The following is a 17,744-nucleotide window of genomic DNA, read 5'->3' on the forward strand; positions in this document are numbered from 1 at the left end:
TTCACTAGGTTATTTATCTTCTATCATAATGTAAGCCGTGTATGTGGTTGGCAGCAGGCTCACGGAACGGCCAATGCCCATGCTGCTGTATAGCACGACTGTCCCAGCTTCAGCCAGTGTCATTTCACTGAACGTGATTCCTGCGTTTGACCGCTCTGCCAATAGGATGTTCTCATTCCCCATCCCGGCATTCCATTCATAGGACGAAGCTTTTAATGGCCCAGGACCTTTTTTAATCGATCCTTTATATGGCTGAAGGTGCAAATTTTGAACCAATGTTATAAAGCCCGTCCTTCTCTTTCCACAATGACTTGCCTTGTTTATGCAGCAGTTGATGAAGCGGTATTTTAACTGGACAGGCATCTGTGCAGGTGCACTTCAAACGAAATATCATGAAGCACCGGTATCATTGTTTGATTAACAGAATACTCATATGAAAGGTTTTTCACCTGAATCAGCGGCTCCGTTATAGGATCCCCCCTTTTCGGATGAAAGTTCTGAAGACTCGGACGCTTGTTTTTTAATCGTAATAACAAGTGCAAAACAAATGAGCAGACAGATACTTAAAAAATACAATCCTGATTTTGTACTGCCGGTGCTATCCTTTAAATAACCGATCATGTAAGGACCAACAAAGCCTCCTAAATTCCCAATCGAGTTAATCAACGCAATCCCCACAGCAGCCGAAGCTTCAGTTAAAAAGAGAGCGGGCAGGGACCAAAACGGTCCAAAAAAACTATAAATGCCAATGGTGGCAATGGAAAGCATGATGATGGAGACATAGGGATTGGAGGTTAAACCAGAACCGATTAATCCGAGCGCGCCAATTAATGGCGGTACGGCCGTATGCACCTTTCGTTCTCCTGTCCTGTCGGAACGCCTCGCCCACAGAATCATGCACAGGCCTCCTGCAATATAGGGAACCATGGATATCAGACCGATCTGTGTGTTGGACAGCAAAGATGAAAAGGATTGGATGATGGTAGGAAGCCAGAAGCCGACACCGTATAACCCGACAACCAGCGTCAAGTAAATAAAGGACAGCCTCCACACTTGAGGGTTGCTGAGCACTTGTTTAGTGGTTAATTGCCCCTCCTTTGACTTTTGCTCATTCTCCCGCTGGATTTCTTGAATGAGCCATTCCTTCTCCTCTTTGTCCAGCCATTTGGCTTCCTGCGGCCGATCAGTCAGGTAAAAGTAGGTTACAACACCAATTAGAATAGCCGGAATCCCTTCCAGAACGAACATCCATCTCCAGCCCGATAAACCACCCCATTGGATATGATCCATGATCCAGGTAGAAAGCGGAGCTCCAATGATATTAGAAGCTGCAAGTGCTGTCATAAACAGAGCAAATGCCCGTGCCTGTTCTTTTCCTCTGAACCAGTAGGTGATGTACAATATAATGCCAGGGAAAAAACCGGCTTCCGCCACACCAAGCAAAAAGCGCAATATATACAACTGCCCGGCATTTTGAGCAAATGCGGTAATGATGACAACAACACCCCAGCTAAGCATAATGCGTGCGATCCATTTTCTCGCTCCCACTTTATGCAGCAAAATGTTGCTTGGAATCTCAAATAAAAAATAACCGAGAAAGAAGATTCCTGAGATCAATCCAAAAGTGGAACTGGCAAGCGCCAGATCTTCATTCATGTCCAGCGCTGCATATCCAAGGTTCACCCGGTCAAGAAAAGCGATAATATAGAGCAGAAAAATAAATGGAATAACCCTCCAAAACACTTTTTTTGTGGAGCGTTCTTCCAATGAGATGTTCGGCTGATTCATCTTGTTTCCTCCTTTTCATTGAACGAATTAAACGCCTCTTCCGCCATCAACATTCAACACTTCACCGGTCACAGCTTTGGCGAGATCAGAAGACAGGTATAATGCCGCCTGTGCGATGTCGTGCGGCTGGATCAGCCTGCCCAGGGGAACACTGTCCAAAAAGATTTTTTTCTTGTCTTCTTCTACTTTCTGTGCGTCACCTGGTAAAAACCGGCCAAGCATAGGAGTTTCTGCAGGTCCTGGATTGATCGCATTCACGCGTATGCCATAAGGAGCCAGTTCCAGGGCAAGTGCTTTGGTCAGCATGAGGGCTGCCCCTTTTGACGCACAATAGGCATTTAAACCCGGTCTGGCCCGTTCGCCGGCAATAGACGCGATATTAATGATGACCCCACTTTCCTTTTGCTTCATTAACGGAACAAGATGACGCGTGGTAAGAAAAATTGATTTTGAATTTACGGCCATAATGTTGTCCCATTCTTCCAACTGAAGTTCTTCGATCGGTGTAAAGAATTGAGGAACACCAGCACAGTTGATGAGGATATGAGCGTCCCCAAACGCTTCTGTCGTCTGCCGAACCATGTCCTGAACACTGTCATCCTGTGCGACATTCGTCTGTACGACCAGCACACGTTTCTTTAGTTCCATTTCACTGGCTGTCCTTCTGGCTGCCTCTTCGTTCAAGTCCGCCAGTACAACGTTGGCGCCCTGGCTGCCAAATACTTTGGCGATTTCCTTTCCCATACCAGACCCAGCTCCTGTAACAACCGCCGTTTTCCCTTCCAACAGATTCACATTCATAGGTTCATCACCACCATTCGTTCGTCTGTTAATTCCTGAATGGCATAATGCGGCCCTTCTTTGCCTATTCCGCTATTTTTTATTCCTCCATAGGGCATGACATCATTGCGGTAAGTTGAAACATCATTTATAACCACGCCACCATATTGAAGAACTTTTGCAGCCCGCATGGCCAGTTGAAGATCTTTCGTAAAAATCCCGGCCTGCAGCCCGTAATCGGATGTATTCGCTGCTTCAAACGCTTCTTGCACCTCGTCATATGGAACAATACAGACGACTGGTGCAAACACCTCCTGACATATCACTTTCATGTCTGGTTTTGTGTCGACCAGTACTGCAGGATAAAAGAGTGCTCCTTCCCTTTTAATTTCAACGAGAGAGCGTGCTCCCTGGCTGACAGCTTCCCTAACCCATTCTTCTGTACGGATGGCTTCCTTCTCACTGATCATCGGTCCAACATCAGTTTGCTCCTTCTCAGGATCTCCTATGTTCAACTGTTTAACATGTTCCACATATTTTTGTGTAAATTCTTCGAACACCTCTTTTTGGACATAAAGGCGCTGTACAGCAATACAAGCTTGTCCAGCGTTATGGAAGCTTCGGTTAGCTGTAAGCTGGGCAGCGAGATCCAAATCTGCATCTTTATGGACAATGTTTGGTGAGTTGTTTCCGAGCTCGAGCGCCACAGGGCGCAGTCCGCTTTTTTCCTTGATATGTTTTCCAACTTCCCCAGAACCAGTAAACGTGTACATGGCGATCCGTTCCTCCGCAAGCAGCCACTTTCCTACTTCACTTCCTGCACCAGTAATAATATTGACAAAACCTTTTGGAAGTCCGGCCTCTTCCAGCAAATCAACGAGCATGAAAGTCGCAAGCGGGGTAGATGTTGCGGGCTTGATAACAATCGTATTGCCTGCAGCTATCGCGGGGGCCACTTTATGTACGCCAAGCAAGAGTGGATAGTTAAATGGTGTGATGACGCCAATTACTCCTTTTGGAACCCGAATCGTAAAGCCAATACGGTTTTCCGAACCTTCTGTTGCCTGAAGAGGAACCATCTCACCGGCAATCCGCTTCGCCTCTTCTGCAGAAAGTCGAAGTGTATTGATGGTGCGATCCAATTCCCCTTTGGCATCCTTTCTTGTTTTTCCTACTTCCTGAACCAATGAACGTTCGAATTCATCTCTGCGCTTTTCCATGAGTTCAGCACATTTTAAAAGAATGGCATACCTCTGTACCGGAGTAAGGGAATCTTTGTTAAAATTCCTCTGGGCAGCATCTACCGCCTGGATGACATGCTGGCGGCCAGCTTTTGAAATGGACGCAATGACTTCACCAGTATATTTGTGATAAACCGGAATGCTCTCTTCGGTTTTGATGTATTGTCCATCAATATACAACGGCAATTCTTTTTTTTGTTCGACTAATGATATGCTTCGCACTCATTTAACCTCCTTTAGTTATGCTGCACGCTTACTTCTTGCATCTTTTTATGAATTGCATCACCAAGCTCAAAGGTTTTATTTTTTCCTCCTAAATCGGGTGTCCTGATGGTACCTTCAATTAAGACCTCCTCAATGGACGAAACAACCAAATGGTTCATCTCTTCAAAACCCAAGTGCTCCATCATCAGGCCAATGCTCCAAATTTGGGCGATTGGATTGGCGATTCCTTTACCAGCGATATCAGGTGCCGATCCGTGTATCGGCTCGAACATGGACGGGAAGGCTTTTTCCGGATTGATATTGCCAGAAGGAGCCATGCCCAGGCCTCCGACAATAGCCGCTCCCAAATCCGTGAGAATATCTCCAAATAAGTTACTTCCAACCACCACATCCAGCTGCTCTGGTCTGGTAATGAAATAAGCTGCAAGGGCATCAATATGATAAATATCGGTTTGAACCGATGGATGCTGCCTGCTGACCTCCTTCACAATTTCATCCCAAAATGGCATGGAATGATTAATTCCGTTCGACTTCGTGGCTGCTGTCAGCCGCTTGGCTTTCCTTTTTTCAGCCAACTGAAAGGCATAGTTGATAACCCGCTCTGTTCCGTAACGAGTAAATACATTGTTTTGCACCGCCATTTCATAAGGGGTATTTTCGTGCAGCCGGCCACCCATGTTTGAATATTCACCTTCTGTGTTTTCCCTTACAACAATAAAATCTAAATCACTGTGGTTCTTGTAACGTAAAGGACTTTCCAATCCCTTCAAAAGCTTGATGGGCCGCAAATTAATATACTGCTGAAAGGTTCGGCGAATCGGCAGAATCAATTCCCATACCGACACATGGTCTGGCACTTCCGGCGTTCCAATGGCTCCTAAAAGAATAACGTCATAATCCCTTAACGTATCCAGTCCATTTTCCGGCATCATTCTATGGTGCTTAAGATAGTAATGGCAGTTCCAATCGAACACATCAATAGAGAATCGGATTCCACCATGCAATTCCTCGATCTTTCTTAAGGTTTTGAGTCCTTCTTTCATTACTTCAGGACCGATTCCATCACCCGGAATAGCTGCAATAGAAAAATGCTGCAAAAAATCACCTCTTTTTAAATTTGATGTCTAATGAAAGTATGCAAGTTCCATGCCAATTCCCCTAATTTTGAATATTCTTACTATTTATCGCGTATTTTTACTTTGCCTCCAATAGAGCAGCTACTTATTATGTTTTAAATTGGCACACTTGTATCAAAATGAATCAAATTAGATCATGTTGTTTCATTTTTCGCCATAACGTGGAACGGCCGATTCCCAAAAACCTTGCCGCTTCGGTCTTATTTTCATATTTGCGAAGTGCATCTTGGATCAACTGTCGTTCATTTTCTTTCAGATTCTCTCTCTTTTCTTCTCTGCCTTTTTTGTTAGAGGTCAGCTTTGGATAAAAGACTTCTGCCTTTTGTGCATTCAATGATGTCCCTTGGTCAAGAAGGATTAACCGTTCAATCACATTTCTCAGCTCACGAATGTTTCCTGGCCAGTCATACTGCTTCAAAAGCGGCAAAAAGCCCGGATCAACATCACTCATTTTCCGGCTATGCTGTTCATTAAACTGTTCCATAAAGTGATTTACAAGAAGAGGAATGTCGTCCTTCCGATCTCGAAGAGGAGGAAGGTCAAGAGAGAGTACATTTAAACGATAAAAGAGATCCGTACGAAACTTTTTGCTGCGAAGAGCCTCTTCCATTTCAGTGTTGGTTGCCGCAATAATTCTTACGTTAACAGGAATGGCACGCTGTCCTCCAACTCTCCTTATCGTTTTTTCTTGAAGGACGCGGAGAAGATGAGCTTGAATCTGCAACGGCATCTCTCCCACTTCATCCAGGAACAGTGTCCCCCCATGCGCCAATTCAAACAGCCCTGGCTTTCCTCCTTTTTTCGCGCCTGTAAAACTTCCCTCTTCATACCCAAACAGTTCACTCTCCAGAAGGTGCTCCGGAAAAGCCGCACAATTGACCGCAACAAAAGGACCTATTGCCCGTCTGCTCTGCAGGTGGATTCCTTGTGCGAATAATTCCTTTCCCGTTCCAGATTCTCCAGTGATCAGTACGGTTGCATCGGTTTTGCCAAAAATTTCGGCTTGCTCTTTGGCATTCTGAATTGTTTTTGTTTCTCCGATGATGTCACGCAGTGTGTATTTCGCTTCCAGACCATTTTCATGCAGTCTTTTCCTTAGCTTCATCTCCATTTTTTGAAGGTCGGTGATTTCCTTAATATTTGAAACCGCACCAACGACCGTATTGTCCAGCAAAACAGGATACCGGTTAATAAGGTACTGCTTATCATGAATGGTGGCGATATCTCCTATTTCCTTTTTTCCTGCCTGTAGTACTCTCAACATATCCGAATGGGGAATAAAATCGGTGATATTCCTTCCAATAACATCTGCCTCCAGCCTTAGATATTTTTTTGCGTGGTCGTTGGTCAAGGTTATTTTTCCATTCATGTCGACAGCTATTACCGCATCGTGTGCAGAATGCACAATGGCTTGTACGTGCAGCTTTTCTTTTACAAATTCCTTTGTTACTTCCATTAATTGCAATGCTTGTCGGACTGCAGCCATCAATGTGCCTGTTGCAGGATTTACAAAAACCACATTCTCTTTCTTCCAGTGTGGGAACGTTGCTTGCTTATGCCAAGCGGGAATAAAAAGGGATGCCTGTAATTTTACTGCATTATTCATTTCGTGTTCACTACTGAAAACAGGAAAGAAGGGTTCATCTATGAATTGTGATTCCATTTCCAGCCATTCCTTTTCTTTTGGAGACACGAAAAGAACGGTAGGTTCTTTATGAGCTTGAGTCCTCATTTCTGCTTCAAGAAAATCCTGCCTTTGCAATGAAAGGGGAATAATTGGCACATTCAAGGACTGAATTTCGTCGACAAAAGGTAATGGTGCGATTACAACAAAAGGATTCATTGATTGATCAATCACAGCTTTTTTGGAATGAAAGCAAGAAGGACTTATCCCTTGCAGATGAAAAAGCCGAATAAGCGACGACTCCAGCATTTCGTTACATTTATATAGGGCAATCACTGGTAAACACTCCTTTCATTATTAGCACTCTATCATTCTTTTATAAAAAAAGAGCCCGTTGTTGGGCCCTTATTCATGTATGTCTATTTACCTCTTTTTTTATACAGCGGGATAATGCTTCGAACCTCTTTATTTCTCAGCCATAATCCTCCCCAGGCCAGTATCCCAACATAAACAGGGAAAAGTGTGTAAGAAAACAATGGATTGTCGAGCCGGAGATGAGTGGCGGCAGCGCCTCCAAAATACCCGGTCAGCAGGATCGCACCCAGTACAGCTGTTTTTGGATAAAGATAAAGCAGAACCGAAATAAGGCCAAGAAGTCCAATGGCCACGACATGATGCTCTGCAAAACCCAGTTCGGTGCTCCCATCCACAGCTGCTCGTGCTTTAAACAGTTTGGAAATGCTGTCAAAAAGTAGGAAAAGAACAACCAGCCCGCTCATGATCCGCCCTGTCCACGTGCTTCCTTTCGAACCAACCGCCATATTATGTCCCCCTTTAACACCCCTTTTCCCATCACTTTATTCACTCGCAGCCTGTCTAAAAACTTATAGTCCATATTTATGAATTTTTTTGTAGAAGGTACTTCTCGGGATTTCACAAAGTTTGGCAGCGAGCGTTACGTTTCCTTTTGTCTTCTTCAATGCGTCCATGATAACGTTCCGTTCGACTTGATCGCGGAATGTAAGGGCAGTACTTTCATTGGAAGGTATACATGTGTTATCTTGAGGATCCAATGGCCGAAGCAATCGTTTCAATTGGCCAGTATTCATCTCAATTTCAGGCAAGACCTGTAAACGCTCCATCACATTAAACAGCTCTCTGATGTTTCCTGGCCAATCATACGCCATCAGAGTATCCATCATATGATCTGTCAGGTTTAGAACCAATCCCTGCTTTTCACAATAATAACGTATGAGATGTGGAATATCTTCCTTTCTTTCACGAAGTGCCGGAACAGCCAGCGGATATACGTGCAGACGATAAAACAAATCTTTCCGGAACAATCCTTGTTGAACGAGCTGTCCCAAATCCTGATGGGTGGCACAAATCACCCTGAAGTCCGCCGGAATTTCCTTTGTTCCGCCAACAGGCGTAACTTTTTTCTCCTGCAGCACTCTTAGAAGGGCGACCTGCATAGCCGGAGGGATCTCCCCTATTTCATCCAGAAAAATGGTTCCGCCATCTGCCTGCCGAAATTTTCCTACCGTCCCTTGCTTTTTGGCACCGGTAAATGCTCCCGGTTCATAACCGAACAGCTCGCTCTCAAGCAGTTCAGCTGAAAGAGCTCCACAGTTCACCGCAATAAAAGGGCCATTTTTTCGTAGGCTGTTATCATGAATTGCCCGTGCAACCAGCTCTTTTCCTGTTCCGGTTTCACCTGATATATAGACACTCAGCGAGCTCGGCGCGACCCGTCTGATCTCTTCAATCGTTTGCTGAAAAGACGTACTTCTCCCCTTTTCACCAGGAAAAACAAAAGCAAGATCCGCTGCAGTTTTCGCCCCCTGCCAGGCGGAGGAGTACTGTTCGGGAACAAGGCTCACACAATAACCAAGGATCCTTTTTTCTTCATTATGTATGGCCATTTGCTTTTCATTTACCAGGCCATAGTGGACAGTTTCCGCAATGTTTAGTCCTGCCAAATTTGCGGATCTTCTGCGGAGCGCTTGTCCCATGGCTAAAATTTTACCGTTTGGGCTGCAGACAACGAGATGGGGATTCATTTCTAAGAGATCCATGCACTGCCGGATGAGTTCCATCTCCCTATGACTGGACTGGATTCTCAGTTCCTGTTCAATCGCCTGGGATACCGAGGCGACAACACCGAGCATATAAGGGTGAGCCGTATTGACAGGACAGGAGACATCCAATACACCGAGAATTCTCCCTTCTGGGTCATGTACGGGCACGGCTGAACAGCTCCATTGATGGGATGCGATTGAATAGTGTTCTGTACCACTGACCAGCACGGCCTCTTTTGTTTGAAGAGCTGTGCCGATGGCATTGGTGCCCACTTCTTCTTCCGTCCACTTTACACCTTCAATAAAGTTGATCTTGGATGCTTCGGTTATAATTTTCCGGTTGCCGTTCAGCGAAAGAACATAGCCTTCTGAATCAATTAAAAGCGCCATCATACCCAGGTCCTGAAACGCCTTTTTCATCCGTTTCATGTGCGGCTCGGCAGCTTCCAAAAAACTGGAGCTCTGGTTTTTTCTGAGAAGCAGCTCCTTCTCAGATAAAATATGGCGCCCCTTGGTCAGATAAGGATCCACCTCAACATCCTTGCAGCGTTGCCACGATTCTTGAATGCGCTTATTTAACCGCGCTGGATCAAGCACTCCTTCCTGTACAAATCGCTTCCATGTGCTCAAATAACAGGTAGACGCAAGCATTTTAACCTCCTCTGTTGCAATAAGAGTCCGGGAATAAAGCTTGTGCATATTTTTGAATTTTCTGTCTGTTTTTCTATTATTATACCGGAGTTTAAAAGCGCTTACAATCCACACAAAAAGAAGGCACAGAACTTCGTGCCTTTTGGGTATGTTTATCATCATTTTTAGGAAAATACAACTCCGCCATCAATCATGATCGATTGGCCGGTCATGTAGTTGGAATCATTTGAAGCAAGATATGAAACAAATTGCGCCACATCCTCCGGTTCTTCAGGACGGCCAAGGGCAATTCCTTCCGAAAATTGCTTAAAGGCTTCTCCTCTTTTTAAATCCATATATTCAGCCATTTTTTCATCGATATGTTCCCACATCTGGGTTCCAACAATGCCAGGACAGTAGGCGTTCACTGTAATTCCGAACGGTGCCAGTTCCTGTGCGGCCGCCTGTGTCAAGCCTCTTACCGCAAATTTGGTGGCCGAATACACGCCGAGAAGGTTGAATCCTTTATAGCCGGCAATGCTGCAGGCATTGATAATTTTTCCATTTCCCTGTTTTTTCATCTGCTCGGCCGCTGCCTGAATGCCATACAATACACCAAAGACGTTCACATTAAAAATGCGTTCCAATTCCTCAGTGGTTACCTCAAGGAGAGGCTTTACCTGGGCAATTCCGGCGTTTGATACCATAACATCCACGCTGCCAAACGCTTCCTGTGTTCTGGAAACAAGGCCGAATACCTCTTCCCTGTTGCTCACATCCGCCTTGACTGCAATGCTTTTTTTGCCAAATTGCTGAATTTCCTGAGAGACACTGTCCGCCCTCTCCTGGTTTACATCATTGATGACCACATTAAATCCATCGCTCGCCAGCCTCAAGGCGATCGCCCGTCCGATTCCCTGTCCGGCACCTGTGACAATGGCAGTTCTTGTTTCTTCCATTTTACTCCTCCTGTCAATTAATCAAGCATGGACTGCCTGACCCGTTGTATTCGCAATTGCTTCTGAAATGGCTTCAGACAGCGTCGGATGGGCAGCAATAAAATCCTCCAGAACATCCACGGTTAGTTCACCGTGTATCATGAGTGTTCCCTGGCCAATCAGTTCTGTCGCCCGCGGACCGACAATGGAAAGCCCCAGAACTTCATTGTACTGAGGTTCAATGAGCACTTTGACCTTTCCGGAAGGTTCGTTAAGGATCATCGCCTTGCCGTTGGCTCCAAACGAGAATTCTCCCACTTTCACCTCTGTGTACTGTTCTCTTGCCTGCTTTTCTGTCAAGCCGACACTGGCGATCTCCGGTGATGTATAAATGCACCGCGGGACAGCTCTGTAATCGGCTCGTTTATGTCTTCCACACGCATTTAAAGCGGCAACCGTTCCTTCGTGAAATGCAACATGTGCAAGCAATATTCCCCCTGTCACATCTCCCGCCGCATAAATATGCGGCACGTTCGTCTGCATAAACTCGTTTACTTGTATTCCGCCTCGATCAGCAGCTACTCCAATTTCGTCAAGCCCCAGATCGGATACTAAGGGGGTTCGTCCTACCGAGACCAAAACCTTATCCGCTTTTAATTCAACCGTCCGACCAGCATCTTCATAAACCGCCATTCTTCTGTCAGCATCAAGCAATTTTAAAGAAGCGGACGTATGGATGTCTACACCGTCCCTGGCCAGTCGGTCCTGAAGAACAGCTGCCATATCCTCGTCTTCCCCCGGAAGGAGTTGATCCGCCATCTCTATGATCGTTACCTTTGTTCCGAACCGGGTATAAATACTTGCAAACTCGCACCCTATAACTCCTCCGCCCACAATTAGAAGAGTTGCAGGGATGGAATCGAGTTCCATCGCTTTCCCGCTGTCAATAACCCATTCTCCGTCAAAAGGCGCAAAAGGGAGCTCTGCAGGCTTTGATCCTGTAGCGATAATGCATGAATGAAAATCTATCATTCTTTCAGAACCGCTCCTTTCACGAACATGCAGGGTATTTTTCCTCAGAAACCCGGCCTTCCCCTGAATGACGGTTATCCGGTTCTTTTTCATCAAATATTGTATGCCGGCAACCAGCTGGTCTCTAATTGAGTTTTTGCGCTGCTGCACGGTTCTCCAGTCAATAACCGGTTCCATAGAGGAAAGTGAGATGCCGAATTCCCCTGCATGCTGAACCTTTTCGAGTACTTCCGCGCTTTCTAGGAGAGCTTTTGTCGGCATACAACCTTTATTCAAACAGGTGCCTCCCAAAGCGGTATGATCAATTAAAATTACCTCTTTTCCCTGTTGTGCCGCAGTAATGGCAGCAACATAGCCGGCAGGGCCGCCCCCGATTACGGCGATTGTTTCCATTTCATCACCTTCTTTCTATACCAGCATTGAAAACGGCTCTTCCAGATACCCTTTAATTTCCTTTAAAAAAAGGGCAGCTGGTGCGCCATCCACGAGCTGGTGATCAAAGGTTAGGCTGATCGGCAGAATGCTGCGGCGTTCCAAATTATCTCCCCGGTACACAGGCTGGTCTTCCGCTGCCCCCACACCAAGGATTCCCGCTTCCGGAGGATTCAGGATCGGAGTAAAATGCTCAACGCCATACGCTCCCAGGTTAGTGATGGTAAAGGTTGAACCTGTCATTTCTTCACTGCCAAGCTGATTCTCTCTTGCCTTTTTCGCCAACTCCCTAATCGAAGCGGATAATTGAGACAAAGAAAGTTTTTCAGCATCATTAATGACCGGTACAACAAGACCTTTTTCCAATGCAACTGCCATCCCCAAATGAACATTGTTTCTTTCATGGATCGAATAATCAATCAAGGCACTATTCATGAACGGGTGCACCTGCAACGCTAAAATTGTGGCACGAGCAATAAAATCCGTTAAGGTGAGTTTCTCTCCAAACCTGCGTTTGACAGACGCTGCACTTTGAGCCTGCAGCGTTTTCAGCTCTGTAATGTCCGCTTTCATGTAAATGGTCAGCTGAGCGCTGTTTTGCAAGCTGCTGTGCATCCGTTCAGCGATCACTTTGCGCATTCCGGTTAGCGGCCGTGATGCCTGATCAGCCTTGGTGTTTGTTTCATTTTCTTTCCGCGCAGGAGGTTCCGGCCGGGACTGTTGAGAAACGTTTTCGAGCGCCTTTTGCACATCTTCTTTGGTGATCCTTCCTCCCGGACCCGTTCCGGCCAGCGTCTGGATGTCCAGATTGGCCTCGGCAGCCATTTTTCTGGCAACCGGTGAGATTTTCACTTTCTCACCAGAGATCGTTACATGTGAAGGGTTTTCCTTTACCTGCGGGGATGCGGGAGCTGGAACCTCAGGCTCCGCGACAATACTCGCAGCTGCCTCCTCTTGGGCTCCACTTACAACCTTTTCATCCGGCTGTCCAATGTAGGCGATCGGCGTTCCGGGAGGCACACCCTTCCCCTCCTCTACGGCAATTTCCAGAAGAATGCCTTCTCCGGGAGACTCTATCTCCATCTCTATTTTTTCAGAATTAATGCTGGCGATCAGCTCTCCTTTTTGTACCGGATCTCCCACTTTCTTGTTCCAGACAGAGACCGTTCCTTCTTTCATCGCCATTCCGAGTTTTGGCATGACAACATTGATGGCCATCTTCGTTTCTCTCCTTTCCTTTATGCTGTTACACGCTAAGCGCGTTTTCTCCCAAGAGCTCCGAAACCACCTGTACGACCTTTTCCGGAGTTGGAAGGTAAATGTCTTCCAGCGGTGGAGAAAACGGAACCGGTGTATGCGGAGCGGTAATGCGCTTGATCGGAGCATCCAGTAAATCAAACCCTTTATCGGCAACAAGCGCTGCGATATCTGTCGCCATGCTGCACCGTGGATTCGCTTCGTCAATGACTACCACGCGGTTTGTTTTGGACACCGAAGCCAGAATCGTACCTTCATCAAGAGGAGAAAGGCTCCTTGGATCAACAATTTCAGCCTGGATGCCTTTTTCCGCCAACTGATCAGCAGCGGTCAGGGCAACCTGGACCATTTTTCCGATCGCAACAATGGTAATGTCGCTTCCTTCACGTTTGATATCTGCTTCTCCAAATGAAATAGTGTAATAGTCTTCCGGCACTTCGCCTGTCATGTTATACAGAGTCTTGTCTTCAAAAAAGATGACAGGATCATCGTCCTCAATCGCCTTTAACAGCAATCCTTTGGCGTCATAAGGAGTGGATGGAACCACCACTTTAATACCAGGAATGGCCGTAAAGAGGGCATACAGGCTTTGGGAATGCTGGGCCGCTGCTCGAAAGCCGGCGCCATGTGTGGTCCGGATGGTGATCGGAACTTTTGCTTTACCGCCAAACATGTAGCGGAATTTTGCCCCCTGGTTGAGCACCTGATCGAGGCAGGACCCGATGAAATCATTAAACATCAGCTCGGCTATCGGCCGAAGCCCCGTGGAAGCCGCTGCCATTGCAGCTCCGACATATCCCGCTTCGGTAATGGGAGTATCCAGCACGCGTTCCCGTCCGAATTCCTGAACAAGGCCCTTCGTTACACCAAGCACTCCGCCCCAGGCTTCATCATCCTGAAGGTGGTCAACCTGCGCACCTCCTGCCACATCTTCACCAAGCAGCAGTACATTTTCATCTTTTCTCATCGCAAGCTTCATTGCTTCATTTATGGCATCAGCCATACTGATTGTTCTTCCCATTGTCCCTTCCTCCTTTTTCGATTAATAGCTTACGTATACATCGTTCAGTAAATCGGATGGTTCAGGATACTCGCTGTCTTCACTAAATTTGACCGCTTCTTCGATCGCCAGATCAACAGCGTTTTCAATTTCGACCAGTTCATTTTCAGCAAACATCTCTTTTTCCAGCAAATATTTTCTGAAATTGATAATGGCATCCTTTGTTTCCTTATGTTCCTGTTTATCTTCTTCCACCTTATATTTCTGTGCATCTCCTTCAAAATGTCCGTAATTACGGTACGTGACACACTCAATTAATGTTGGTCCTTCACCTCTTCGTGCACGTTCAACCGCTTCTTCAGCTGCCTTGTAAACGGCAAGGATATCTTTCCCATCAACCGTGATTCCAGGAATATTGTAGCCGTGAGCCCGGTCAGCAATGGTTTTACAGCTTGAAGCATAAGAGAACGGTGTAGCTTCTCCATAGCCATTGTTCTCCGCCACAAACACAACCGGCAGCTTCCAGATGGCGGCCAGATTAATGCCTTCATGGAAAGTTCCCTGGTTGTTGGCACCGTCACCGAAAAAGCAAACGCTTACATTATTGGTCTTTTTATACTTGGCCGTCAATGCAGCACCACAGGCCAAAGGAAAGCCACCTCCAACGATTCCATTCGCCCCAAGCATGCCCTTGTCAAAGTCAGCGATATGCATGGATCCGCCTTTTCCTTTACAGAGTCCCGTCACTTTTCCATAAATCTCGGCCATCATGCCATTCAGTCCGCATTCCTTGGCAATACAGTGGCCATGTCCGCGGTGTGTGCTCGTAATGCTGTCATAATCCGTCAAATGCGAGCAAACGCCAACAGCTACCGCTTCTTCACCGGCATAAAGATGCACGAATCCCGGCAGCTTACCAAGCGAGAACAACTCATGCACCTTGTCCTCAAACTTTCTGATCTCGAGCATTTTTCGGTACATCCACTGCGCCCTGTCATTTGTTAAAGATTCTACGTTCTGACTTTGCGTCGCTTCCATACTTCAGCCTCCCTGTCTTCCTTTTTTAAAAACTTCACTTTACTATGTAGCAAGATCCGTGCCAACTTGAAAAACCCTTCAGGAAAAGGGTTTTGAATTATTATGGAAGAAAAAAACGAGACGGAATGAGACGGTTGTCTCATTTTGTCTCGTTCTGTCTCTGATAGTTTCATTAGTTTTACTAGTGTCTGTTAAATCAGTACTAAGCAATAGAAGTCGGTGAACCAAATATTGTGGTGTACCCACTGATTGAGCTTAAGATCCGTTCCGCCTCTTCGTTATTCATCGAACCATAGCGCTCAACTGCATCGACAATTTTAGGGAACAAGTGAATATCTCCCGCACTGGCAAAACCAGCAATACCTGGGAAGGAAAGAACAAAGTGAACACAGGCATCGATTACTTCTTGTCGGTCGAAGGGCTCGTACCATGTAGCATAATTGCGCTCTTGTCCTTCTTCCCATGGTGCCTTTGCAATGGCCTTAATCACTCTGACTGCCACGTTTTGGCTGTTCGCTTCGGCCATTAGTGCATCAAACGCTGCCCGGTAATCAACCAGCGAGTACATATAATAATTAAGCGGAAGCAATACGGTGTCGAATGAAAAGCGCTTTAAAGCTTCCAAGTGGGTAACAGGAGCCTGATGTCCATGGCCAGTTATACCAATCGCTTTAATGATCCCTTCTTCTTTTGCTTCAATGGCGGCCTCCAGCGCGCCTCCTTTTGCTGTACATTTATCCAGCTCCTCGATCGTCCCTACGGCATGCAACTGAAGTAAATCCACTGAATCCACCCGCATCCGTTCCAACGAACGATAGATTTCTTCCTTCGCTTTTTCTTTCGTCCGTTGTCCCGTTTTCGTTGCTAAAAAGATATCGTTGCGGACTTCGCTGATGATCGGTCCCAACCTCACCTCTGCATCCCCATAATCGGCGGCAGTATCAAAGTGATTCACTCCATGGTTCAGCGCATACGATATCGACTGATCCGCTTCTTCCTGCGTTACACTTCCCAAACTTGCTGCTCCAAACATAACCACTGAACCTTCATAACCCAAACGGCCAATTTTGCGTTTTAACATTGTAAAACCCTCCCTATTTGTGAGCTTCCTGGATAAAAATTCATTCTATGGAGAAATGTAACCAAGCAATAGTAAAAAATCAAATATTTGGACTTTTTCAAAACTATAAACTTAAACAAATTGAAAAAGCCTGCAGTCATGAAACTTGTCTGCAGGCTTTTTCCGGATCACTAATGAATATTATTCTTTCTGAAATTTCCGCCTTTAACTTCGGCTACGTCATATACCGTAACAAAAGCACCTTCATCTATTTCGTTGATGATTTCTTTAATTTTGCTTTCCTCCAGACGGTTGATGACGCATGTAATTTCTTTAAATTTTTCCTTTGTGTAGCCGCCGTATACTTCATTATATGTGGCACTTCGGCCTAAGCGGTCCCGAATGGTTTCTACCATTAATTCAGGTTCAGTTGTAATAATTTTAAACATTTTAGAGCCGCTTAATCCTTCTTCAACAATATGTATCACTTTCGATGCAATGAAATAGGCAATCGCAGACAGGATGCCCCCCTGAAGACCAAATACGAAGGAAACAAATATAAAAACAAACAAATTCAGGAAGAGGATAAAATCACTTGTACCGAATGGTAATTTTCTTGCGAGTAATACGGCAAGCATATCGATTCCATCCAAGGCACCACCGTTACGCAAAGCCAAACCCATTCCTAGTCCAAGAATGATTCCCCCCACAACCGTGATCAGCAAGGTGTCTCCTTCAATAATTGCCGGCATATGATGCATGAGGCTTGTTCCGAGTGCAAGCGAAGCAATGCCAATGACGGAAAAAATCGCGAAGCTTCTGCCAATTTGTTGATACCCTAACCATATAAAAGGAATATTGATAATCGCAATTAGGACCCCAAGAGGCAGATCAAATAACTCTGAACCAACGATGCTAAGCCCTGTCACTCCCCCGTCTGAAACGCTGTTGGGAATCAAAACGGTTTCCAGTCCATATGCCGCAATAAATCCTCCAATAATGATTGCTAGTCCTCGTATAGTCAGCCACAGTGCTTTGTTCTTTCGTTTTCTAATCGTTCGCATACCAATCCTCTTTCAATCTTTATCTGATTTAAGTGTAACATAAAGTGGTCTTATATTACTTTTCCCTAAGATGGAATGAAAAATCAAATGAGGAACGAATGTTACTCCTTGTACATCACTTGTGGTACCTGCCAGGAACTAATGTCTGTGACGGCGATCCTCATTTTCCTCTTTCCCCATGTTGCATGAAGATGAACTCCTTCACTTAATGCAAAATAAAGAGACACAGGAAGTGTAATCAGTAAACCGTTTTTAATATACCTTATTTGTTTATAAAGGGTATTATTTCTAATATCAAAAGAAAAAGGCAGCTCTGATAAGCTGTCCTTCCCTTTATTCCTCAATCCACCGGACGGTTTTCAAAAGGATATTCGACCGGATTCTGGTTATAGTTTGGTCCTGGGCAGACGACCTGGAA

General features: G+C 45.6%; 14 protein-coding genes and 2 pseudogenes. All 16 read right to left on the reverse strand.

Annotated elements, in window-relative coordinates:
* Window positions 1-27 precede the first annotated feature (27 nt).
* Window positions 28-201, reverse strand: a pseudogene (locus AS030_RS24255) (LUD domain-containing protein); the annotation flags it as partial.
* A gap of 6 nt (window positions 202-207) precedes the next feature.
* Window positions 208-382, reverse strand: a pseudogene (locus tag AS030_RS24670) (amino acid dehydrogenase); the annotation flags it as partial.
* A 47-nt stretch (window positions 383-429) separates the two neighbouring features.
* Window positions 430-1,788: an MFS transporter gene (locus AS030_RS08180; protein ID WP_061970360.1), complete on the reverse strand. Its 1,359-nt coding sequence runs from the start codon at window positions 1,786-1,788 to the stop codon at window positions 430-432.
* Window positions 1,789-1,815: 27 nt separating this feature from the next.
* Window positions 1,816-2,589 carry an SDR family oxidoreductase gene (locus AS030_RS08185; RefSeq protein WP_061970363.1) on the reverse strand — a complete coding sequence of 258 codons (774 nt, stop codon included), beginning with the start codon at window positions 2,587-2,589 and terminating at the stop codon, window positions 1,816-1,818.
* Complete coding sequence (locus AS030_RS08190; protein WP_420889639.1) at window positions 2,586-4,031, reverse strand: aldehyde dehydrogenase family protein; 1,446 nt, start codon at window positions 4,029-4,031, stop codon at window positions 2,586-2,588. The genes AS030_RS08185 and AS030_RS08190 overlap by 4 nt, the downstream gene beginning before the upstream one ends.
* 14 nt (window positions 4,032-4,045) lie before the next feature.
* Window positions 4,046-5,131: a tartrate dehydrogenase gene (locus AS030_RS08195; protein ID WP_061970366.1), complete on the reverse strand. Its 1,086-nt coding sequence runs from the start codon at window positions 5,129-5,131 to the stop codon at window positions 4,046-4,048.
* Between the two features lie 163 nt (window positions 5,132-5,294).
* Window positions 5,295-7,130, reverse strand: a complete 1,836-nt coding sequence (locus AS030_RS08200; protein ID WP_240482238.1) for a sigma-54 interaction domain-containing protein — start codon at window positions 7,128-7,130, stop codon at window positions 5,295-5,297.
* Between the two features lie 83 nt (window positions 7,131-7,213).
* Window positions 7,214-7,615, reverse strand: a complete 402-nt coding sequence (locus AS030_RS08205) for a DoxX family protein (protein WP_061970369.1) — start codon at window positions 7,613-7,615, stop codon at window positions 7,214-7,216.
* A 63-nt stretch (window positions 7,616-7,678) separates the two neighbouring features.
* Window positions 7,679-9,526 carry a sigma-54-dependent Fis family transcriptional regulator gene (locus tag AS030_RS08210; protein WP_061970372.1) on the reverse strand — a complete coding sequence of 616 codons (1,848 nt, stop codon included), beginning with the start codon at window positions 9,524-9,526 and terminating at the stop codon, window positions 7,679-7,681.
* Window positions 9,527-9,690: 164 nt separating this feature from the next.
* On the reverse strand, window positions 9,691-10,464 hold the full coding sequence (locus tag AS030_RS08215; protein WP_061970374.1) for an acetoin reductase: 774 nt from the start codon (window positions 10,462-10,464) through the stop codon (window positions 9,691-9,693).
* Between the two features lie 21 nt (window positions 10,465-10,485).
* Entirely contained in the window at window positions 10,486-11,868 is a 1,383-nt protein-coding gene (lpdA, locus tag AS030_RS08220; RefSeq protein ID WP_061970377.1) for a dihydrolipoyl dehydrogenase, read from the reverse strand.
* 15 nt (window positions 11,869-11,883) lie between these two features.
* The gene (locus AS030_RS08225) at window positions 11,884-13,125 is read right to left on the reverse strand and encodes a dihydrolipoamide acetyltransferase family protein (protein WP_061970379.1); all 1,242 of its coding nucleotides are present in this window, start codon (window positions 13,123-13,125) and stop codon (window positions 11,884-11,886) included.
* 28 nt (window positions 13,126-13,153) lie between these two features.
* On the reverse strand, window positions 13,154-14,185 hold the full coding sequence (locus AS030_RS08230) for an alpha-ketoacid dehydrogenase subunit beta (RefSeq protein ID WP_061970382.1): 1,032 nt from the start codon (window positions 14,183-14,185) through the stop codon (window positions 13,154-13,156).
* A gap of 21 nt (window positions 14,186-14,206) precedes the next feature.
* Window positions 14,207-15,202, reverse strand: coding sequence for a thiamine pyrophosphate-dependent dehydrogenase E1 component subunit alpha (locus AS030_RS08235; protein WP_061970384.1), 996 nt, complete (start codon window positions 15,200-15,202; stop codon window positions 14,207-14,209).
* A gap of 202 nt (window positions 15,203-15,404) precedes the next feature.
* Window positions 15,405-16,283 carry an aldo/keto reductase gene (locus AS030_RS08240; RefSeq protein ID WP_061970387.1) on the reverse strand — a complete coding sequence of 293 codons (879 nt, stop codon included), beginning with the start codon at window positions 16,281-16,283 and terminating at the stop codon, window positions 15,405-15,407.
* A 170-nt stretch (window positions 16,284-16,453) separates the two neighbouring features.
* Complete coding sequence (locus AS030_RS08245) at window positions 16,454-17,326, reverse strand: YitT family protein (RefSeq protein ID WP_061970389.1); 873 nt, start codon at window positions 17,324-17,326, stop codon at window positions 16,454-16,456.
* Window positions 17,327-17,744: the final 418 nt, after the last annotated feature.

Origin of the sequence: Fictibacillus enclensis, assembly GCF_001457035.1 — a bacterium.
GTDB lineage: Bacteria > Bacillota > Bacilli > Bacillales > Fictibacillaceae > Fictibacillus_C > Fictibacillus_C enclensis.